This is a genomic window from Arthrobacter sp. Bi26 (assembly GCF_918697925.1).
Lineage (GTDB): Bacteria > Actinomycetota > Actinomycetes > Actinomycetales > Micrococcaceae > Arthrobacter.
On the sequence record NZ_CAKKMF010000141.1, the window covers coordinates 1 to 7355 of the forward strand.

Annotated in this window: 7 protein-coding genes and 1 pseudogene; 2 read left to right on the plus strand and 6 right to left on the minus strand. The window is 68.0% G+C overall.

The genetic code is table 11. The features are described 5' to 3' along the window. Both LQV16_RS22155 and LQV16_RS22160 read left to right on the plus strand, forming a co-directional pair. Nucleotides 1–644: tyrosine-type recombinase/integrase (locus LQV16_RS22155; RefSeq protein ID WP_229996009.1), on the plus strand; the 644-nt coding region annotated here is incomplete at its 5' end. A gap of 303 nt (nt 645–947) precedes the next feature. After that, a complete protein-coding gene (locus LQV16_RS22160; protein ID WP_229996010.1) occupies nt 948–1451 on the plus strand; it encodes a DUF3145 domain-containing protein in 504 nt (167 codons plus the stop codon). A 121-nt stretch (nt 1452–1572) separates the two neighbouring features. Here LQV16_RS22160 and fabF read toward each other — a convergent pair whose 3' ends face one another. From fabF to LQV16_RS22190, 6 genes and pseudogenes are all read right to left on the minus strand, one after another. After that, the gene (fabF, locus tag LQV16_RS22165; protein ID WP_229996011.1) at nt 1573–2808 is read right to left on the minus strand and encodes a beta-ketoacyl-ACP synthase II; all 1236 of its coding nucleotides are present in this window, start codon (nt 2806–2808) and stop codon (nt 1573–1575) included. A gap of 167 nt (nt 2809–2975) precedes the next feature. Then, complete coding sequence (locus tag LQV16_RS22170) at nt 2976–3221, minus strand: acyl carrier protein (protein WP_079554778.1); 246 nt, start codon at nt 3219–3221, stop codon at nt 2976–2978. 201 nt (nt 3222–3422) lie between these two features. After that, on the minus strand, nt 3423–4484 hold the full coding sequence (locus tag LQV16_RS22175) for a beta-ketoacyl-ACP synthase III (protein WP_229996012.1): 1062 nt from the start codon (nt 4482–4484) through the stop codon (nt 3423–3425). Continuing rightward, nucleotides 4481–5410 carry an ACP S-malonyltransferase gene (locus LQV16_RS22180; protein ID WP_229996013.1) on the minus strand — a complete coding sequence of 310 codons (930 nt, stop codon included), beginning with the start codon at nt 5408–5410 and terminating at the stop codon, nt 4481–4483. The genes LQV16_RS22175 and LQV16_RS22180 overlap by 4 nt, the downstream gene beginning before the upstream one ends. A gap of 87 nt (nt 5411–5497) precedes the next feature. Continuing rightward, the gene (locus tag LQV16_RS22185) at nt 5498–6742 is read right to left on the minus strand and encodes a helix-turn-helix domain-containing protein (protein ID WP_229996014.1); all 1245 of its coding nucleotides are present in this window, start codon (nt 6740–6742) and stop codon (nt 5498–5500) included. 174 nt (nt 6743–6916) lie between these two features. Next, nucleotides 6917–7355 (minus strand): annotated as a pseudogene (locus LQV16_RS22190) (pyruvate dehydrogenase (acetyl-transferring), homodimeric type); the annotation flags it as partial.

Here is a 7355-nt window from a genome sequence, read left to right on the forward strand (position 1 = left end):
GCGAGGAGCTGATTGAAGCCGACCCCGCCCTGCGGCTCAAGGCCCCAAAGCGGGAGAAGTCCCTGCCCGGGGTCCTGCACCAGCAACAGGTCCGGAGGCTCGTGGACGACGCTGAATCCGCTTCGGCCGAGGGCGAACCTCTGGCACTGCGTAACCGCGCCATGGTGGAGATGCTCTACGCCACCGGTGTCCGCGTTGGCGAGCTGGCCGGCATGGACGTGGACGACCTCGACCCCGACCGCAGAACCCTCCGGGTGCTCGGCAAGGGCAACAAGGAACGCACGGTGCCCTACGGGCTGCCGGCTGCCCTCGCCCTCGACGACTGGCTCCGCCGCGGCCGGCCGGCCCTCGCCACCGGGACCAGCGGCCCCGCGCTCTTCCTAGGCGCGCGCGGCGGAAGGGTGGACCAGCGCCAGGTCCGCAGCGTGGTCAAAGAGATGCTGGAGCGGCTGGGGGACACCGCCGCCACCGGACCGCACGCCTTGCGGCACTCCGCAGCGACCCACCTGCTCGACGGCGGGGCGGACCTGCGTGCCGTGCAGGAAATCCTCGGGCACAGCAGCCTTGCCACCACCCAGATCTACACCCACGTGTCCGTCGAGAGACTCCGGCAAAGCTACCAGCAGGCGCACCCCCGGGCCTAAGGATCGCCCGGCACAGGGATGCCCGGACCGGCCCGGATAGGGGTCCGCGGAGACGGGCGCGGCGCGCCGGAAAAGACGCGCCGAATCGCACTGGCGTAATTAGGAGGCGTAGGGCAGAATAAAACTCACGCCCGGGAAGTTTCAAGTTGAACTTGAAGCTGGAATGCACCACGTCCCAGCTTCGAACCCGGTTGTATAAAGTAGTCTGGCAGGAACCGCTGGCATGATTTCGGATCCGCGCAACAGACAGACATCCAGGCACAGGTCGTTGGGGAAGACGTACCTACAGCTATGGAGGATGGAATGTCTGTTGCACTGACCCGAGGTGTGTTGTTTGTTCACTCGGCCCCGACTGCCTTGTGCCCCCACGTTGAGTGGGCCATAGGGTCCGTCGTGGACAAGCGGACGGACTTGGAGTGGACCGCTCAGCCTGCCGCGCCCGGAATGTTCCGGGCCGAGCTGTCGTGGACCGGAACGCCGGGCACGGGGGCTCAATTGGCGTCCGCTCTGCGCGGCTGGGCGCACCTGCGCTACGAAGTCACCGAAGAACCGAGCCAGGGAGTCGACGGCGGCCGCTGGTCGCACACCCCGGAGCTGGGGATCTTCCACGCCACCACCGACGTCCACGGCAACATCATGGTTTCCGAGGACCGCATCCGCTACGCCTACGAAACCGGCGCCGGCGACCCCTCCGCCGTGTACCACGAACTCTCGCTCGCCCTCGGGGAGGCCTGGGATGAGGAACTCGAGCCCTTCCGGCACGCCGCAGAAGGCGCCCCCGTGCGCTGGCTCCACCAGGTCGGCTAGGGCCTCACCAGTCGCTACACCGCAGCAATTCCATAGCTAGGCGCCAAAAGGCAGATGGCGGCAATGTTCACGAAGAACATTGCCGCCATCTGCTATCTCGGCGTGCTGTGGGCAGGTGCAGCTACACGCTGCGTACCGCGATGACGGCGTTGTGGCCGCCGAAGCCGAACGAGTTGCTCAGTGCGGCGATGCTGCCGGCGGGCAGGTCGCGGGCCGTAGTGACGACGTCGAGCGGGATTTCCGGGTCCTGGTTCTCGAGGTTGATGGTCACCGGCGCCTTGCGGTCGTAGATGGCCATCACGGTCAGCACGGCTTCCACGGCCCCGGAGGCGCCAAGCAGGTGCCCCATCTGGGACTTGGTGGCCGAGACTGCGACGGTGTCCACGTGCTTGCCCAGTGCGGCTTTGAGGGCCGCGTACTCGGGCTTGTCGCCGACCGGGGTGGAGGTGGCGTGCGCGTTGACGTGGACGATGTCTTCGGGCTGGATGCGGCCGTCGAACATCGCAGCCTTCAGCGCGCGGGTGGCGCCCAGGCCCTCGGGGTCCGGGGCGGTGATGTGGTAGGCGTCGGCGGTGACCGAGGTGCCGGCCAGTTCGGCGTAGATCCGGGCGCCGCGGGCCAGGGCGTGTTCCTCGGCCTCGAGCACCAGGGCACCGGCACCCTCGCCCATGACGAAGCCGTCGCGGTCACGGTCGTAGGGCCGTGAGGCGTGCTCGGGATCGTCGTTGCGGCGCGAGAGGGCCTGCATGGAGGCGAACGCGGCGATCGGCATCGGGTGGATGGCGGCTTCGGCGCCGCCGCAGACGACGACGTCTGCCTTGCCGGCACGGATCAGGTCCAGGCCAACATGGACGGCTTCGGTGCCGGACGCGCAGGCGGAAACGGGGGTGTGGGCGCCGGCGCGGGCTCCCAGGTCCAGGCTCACAGCCGCGGCCGGACCGTTGGGCATCAGCATGGGCACGGTCATGGGCAGGACACGGCGGGGACCCTTTTCGCGCAGGGTGTCCCAGGCGTCCAGAAGGGTCCAGACGCCGCCAATGCCGGTCGCGAAAGCCACCGCCAAACGGTCGTGGTCGATTTCGGTGATGCCGGAGTCGGCCCAGGCCTCGCGGGCCGCGACCACGGCGAACTGGGTGGACGGGTCCATGCGCTTGGCTTCGACCCGGGACAGGACATCTAGGGCCGGGGTGGAGGCGCGTGCGGCGAAGTGGACGGGCAGCTCGTACTTGGCCACCCAATCGTCCTCAAGCGTGTGCGCGCCGGAGACGCCCTTGAGCGCGTTCTTCCACATCGTGGGGACATCGCCGCCGATGGGTGTGGTGGCACCCAGACCGGTAATGACTACTTTGCGTGCCATGGGATCACTCTCTGTCGGTGCGCCTGCCGTATCCGGAACCGCGAACGGGATGGCCGGGGCCTGCGAGGGGAAACTTTCGGGTCATGCACTTGATGGTGGTCCGGTCCGGGCACTGCTGCAGCGCCCGGACCGGGCACCTGGGTCCGCCGTTGCCGGCGGAAGCCAGACTAGGCCTGGGCGTTGGAGATGAAGCTGACGGCGTCGCCGACGGTCTTGAGGTTCTTGACCTCTTCGTCCGGGATGCGGACGCCGAACTTCTCTTCGGCGTTGACCACGATGGTCATCATCGAGATGGAGTCGATGTCCAGGTCCTCGGTGAAGGACTTGTCCATTTCGACAGCCTCCGTGGCCAGGCCGGTCTCTTCGTTGACGATTTCAGCCAGGCCGGCCAGGATTTCTTCGTTGCTAGCCATTGATGGCTCCTTTTCTGGTTGTTGCCCCCGGCTGCCGGTGGAATGCCGGCAGCCGGGGGCGGACATGATTCAAACCGAGGGTTCGGCTTGGTGCGGGAATGCTTGCTGAGCACAGCATGGGGGCGAGCCCCGAAAGTGAAGGACATGCGGTGCCAAGGTGAAACGGGCGGAACGTATTCAGTTCGGAAAAACGGTGGCTGCCTAAGGAAGCACGACCACCTGGGCGCCGAAGACCAGTCCGGCTCCGAAGCCGATCTGCAGCGCCAGCCCGCCGCTGAGCTCGGGGTTTTCCTCAAGCAGGCGGTGGGTGGCCAGGGGGATGGACGCCGCCGACGTGTTACCGGCGTCGGCGATGTCGCGGGCGATCTTGACGGACTCGGGCAGCTGCAGCTTCTTGGCCATCTCGTCAATGATGCGCATGTTGGCTTGGTGCGGGATGAACGCGGCAAGGTCCTCGGAGCGGACGCCGGCGGCGTCCAGGGCCTGCTGGGCCACCTTGGCCATCTCCCACACCGCCCAGCGGAAGACCGTCTGGCCGTCCTGGCGCAGGGTCGGCCACAGCGACGCGTCCGTAACTGCCGCTTCCTCATCGCTGACGGCGGCACCGTGCTTGCCGGTCAGGGCGAGCTCGCGGATGTCCAGCATGGAGTGGGTCATGCCGATGGCATCCCACTTGCTGCCGTCCGAACCCCAGACTGAAGGGCCGATGCCCGGCGTCTCGGAAGGGCCGATCACGACGGCGCCCGCGCCGTCGCCGAGCAGGAAGGAGATGGTCCGTTCCGTGTTGTCGATGACGTCGGAGAGCTTCTCGGCACCGACCACCAGGACATAGGCGGCCGCGCCGGAGCGCACCAGGGCGTCGCCCTGGGCGATGCCGTAGCAGTAGCCGGCACACGCCGCGGAGATGTCGAACGCCGGGGCCGGCGTCGCGCCGAGGCGGTCGGCGAGGCTCGCGGCAGCGGAGGGGGTCGCGTACGGGTGGGTCACCGTGGAAACGATCACGGCGCCGAGCTGGGAGGCCTCGATGCCGGCCTTTTGCAGCGCCTCACGTGCGGCGCCCTCGGCCATGTCAATCACGCTGACATCGGCGGGCGCGCGGTGCCGGGTGACGATGCCCGTGCGCTGGCGGATCCACTCATCCGAGGAATCGATCCACTGGCACACGTCCTCGTTCGTCACGATCACGCTGGGCCGGTAGGCACCGACACCCATGATGCGGGTGTTTTCCTGCACGGGGGCCTGCTTCAGTGTGGGAACGCTCATGCCCCTCCCTCCAATTCTGCAAATAGGGCCAGGGCCGCGGAGAGATCGTCCGGGGTCTTGACGGTGACGGTCTTGACGCCGGGCATGCCGCGCTTGGCCAGGCCTGCCAGTGTTCCGGCGGGAGCCAGTTCGATCACGCCGGTCACCCCGCGTTGCACCATCGTCTCCATGCAGAGATCCCAGCGGACCGGACGGGAGACCTGGGCGATGAGGCTGTCGACGGCGGCAGCACCCTCGGTGACTTCCGCGCCGTCGAAGTTGGACAGCAGCGGTACCTGCGGGTTCTGGGGGTGCAGTGACGGGCGCAGGGCCTGCAGGGCAGCACCGGCGGGGGCCATGTGCGAGGTGTGGAACGCGCCCGCGACCTTCAGCGGAATGACCCGGGCCTTGGCCGGCGGGTTCTCGGCGAGGGCCTTGAGCTGCTCCAGGGTGCCGGCGGCGACGGTCTGGCCGGCCCCGTTGACGTTGGCGGCGGTGGCCCCGGCGGCGCTGATGGCAGCCAGGACGTCCGCGGGGTCGCCGCCCACGACGGCGCTCATGCCGGTCGGGGTGGCGGCAGCGGCAGCGGCCATGCTGTTGGCGCGTTCGCGGACAAACGTCATGGCTTCGGTTTCCGTCAGCACACCGGCGAGCGAGGCCGCGGTGATTTCGCCGACGGAGTGGCCGGCGAGGATGACCGGAAGCGTGCCGAGTTCGACGTCGAACAGTGACTTTGCGGTCACCAGGCCTGCGGCGACGATCAGGGGCTGCGCTACCGCAGTGTCCTTGATGGTCTCCTCATCGGAGGTGGTGCCGTGGGCGGTGAGGTCGATGCCTGCTATTTCGCTGAGGGAGGCCAAAAGGCCTGCGACGGGTGGCAGTTCCAGCCAGGGGGCCAGAAAACCAGGGGTCTGGGAGCCCTGTCCAGGGCAGACGATTGCAAGCACGTAACCAGCTTTCCAAATTACCGCGTGAACATTCGTGTTTTCATGCACCAAGCTCACTGGGTCAGTTTGTAGGAAGTCTACAACGGTTCAGGAGCCGTTGCGGGGAGGCTGCCGCTCCGTGGGGGCCTTCGGCGGGGTCGAAAGCCGGCCCACGACGAGGGCGGTCTGGAGCACGAACGCCTCCCGCGGCAGCAGCGGATCCCAGCCTGTGACGTCGCAGACGCGCTTGAGCCGGTAGCGCACGGTGTTGGCGTGGACGAAGAGTTCGCGGGCCGTCGCCTCGAGCGAATGGCCGAGTTCGAGGTACGTTCCGAGGGTCTCCACCAGCCCGTTGGAGGCGGCCAGCAGCGGACGGTAGATGTTCTTGACCAGCGAGCGGCGGGCGGCGTCGTCGCCGGAGATCACGCGCTCGGGGAGCAGGTCATCGGCCGCTACCGGGCGCGGCGCGGAAGGCCAGGCGCGGGCGGCGGTGAGGCCGGCAAAGGCTGACTGGGCGGAGCCGCTGGCTTCGAGGAGGGAACCGGCCTCCGGGCCGTAGACCACCGGGCCGGGGGCAAAGAGTTCGCTGAGCTTCAGGTACGCGGTCTCCCGGTCGTGGACCCCGCCGAGGATGAGGATGAGCCGGTCGCCCTGGATCCCCACGAGGGCGTCCTCGGCGAAGCGCCCCGCGGTGCGCCGCAGTTCGCTGACGTAGCTGGCGCTTGGTTCGGACGGGGAATTCCCAACCATCACGGTGAAGCGTTCCTGCGCTTTCCAGCCCAGGGCCGCGATCCTGGACCGCAGCGCGTCCGTGTTTTCGCCGCGGAGGATGGCATCGACAATCAAGGCTTCCAGGCGGGTGTCCCAGGAGCCGCGGGACTCCGCGGCGCGGGCATAGACGTCGGCGGCCGCGAATGCGACTTCCCGCGAGTAGCGCAGCACGGCTTCCCGGAGGGCCCCCTGGTCCGCCTCCGGGGCGATGACCGGGACCTGGTCTTCTACGACTTCTACGACGATCCGGATCAGCTGGAGCGCCTTCTGGAGGCTGATGGAGCGGGTCAGTTCGGTGGGTGCGGTGCCGAAGACGTCGGAAAGGATCCACGACGGCGAGCTCGGCCGCTCGTACCATGTGACGAAGGCCGCGATGCCGTTCTGGGCCACCATGCCCAGGGCGGAACGTTCATCCGAGTTCAGCCGGCCGTACCACGGCAGGGACTTCTCAAGCTGGCGCAGCGTCGTCGTCGACAGCTGGCCCACGCTGGCCCGGAGCTTCTTGAGGGTTTCGGCCTTCTCCGGAGTCATCGCCCTCGAGGCCGGTTTGCGTTTTTCGGGAGTGGTGATCGGCTCTGCCATGCATTGAGCATACGGGGCGCACCGTCCAAGCTCCATTTGTGCGAAGGCTACAACTGCCGTTGTCCTGCATCACAGCGTCCCTGGCGCGGCCCCGGAGAGGAGCCGGAGCGGTTAAACGCCCGACGGCGGCCCCCACCAACAGGTGAGAACCGCCGTCGAACTTTGCTGGCGTGCTTAGGAGTCGCCGCCCGCGTTGCCGGTGGTGCCGGCGTTGACGTTGTGCAGGCGGTACTTCTCGATGGCCTGGGCAGGCGCCTCGGCATCCACTTCGCCCCGGCGGGCCAGCATCTGAAGGGAACGGACCACAACCGAATGGATGTCGTTCTTGAAGAAGCGGCGCGCCGCGGCGCGGGTGTCGGAGAAGCCGAAGCCGTCGGCGCCGAGCGAGGCGAACTCGTTCGGGAGGAACTGGCGGATCTGGTCCGGCACGGCCTTCATGTAGTCCGTGACTGCCACGATCGGCCCGGTGGCGCCGGCGAGCTGCTGGGTCACGAACGGGACGCGGGCAGGCTGGCCGGGGTTGAGGAAGGCTTCTTCCTCGGCGGCCATGGCGTCGCGGCGCAGTTCGGTCCAGGACGTCACGGACCAGACGTCGGCGGAGACGCCCCAGTCC

Bases quoted from the DNA above. Each gene is read 5' to 3' on its own strand.
- fabF (WP_229996011.1), bottom strand. From the start codon at position 2,808: ATGGCACGCAAAGTAGTCATTACCGGTCTGGGTGCCACCACACCCATC.
- LQV16_RS22160 (WP_229996010.1), top strand. From the start codon at position 948: ATGTCTGTTGCACTGACCCGAGGTGTGTTGTTTGTTCACTCGGCCCCG.
- LQV16_RS22175 (WP_229996012.1), bottom strand. From the start codon at position 4,484: ATGAGCGTTCCCACACTGAAGCAGGCCCCCGTGCAGGAAAACACCCGC.
- LQV16_RS22185 (WP_229996014.1), bottom strand. From the start codon at position 6,742: ATGGCAGAGCCGATCACCACTCCCGAAAAACGCAAACCGGCCTCGAGG.
- LQV16_RS22170 (WP_079554778.1), bottom strand. From the start codon at position 3,221: ATGGCTAGCAACGAAGAAATCCTGGCCGGCCTGGCTGAAATCGTCAAC.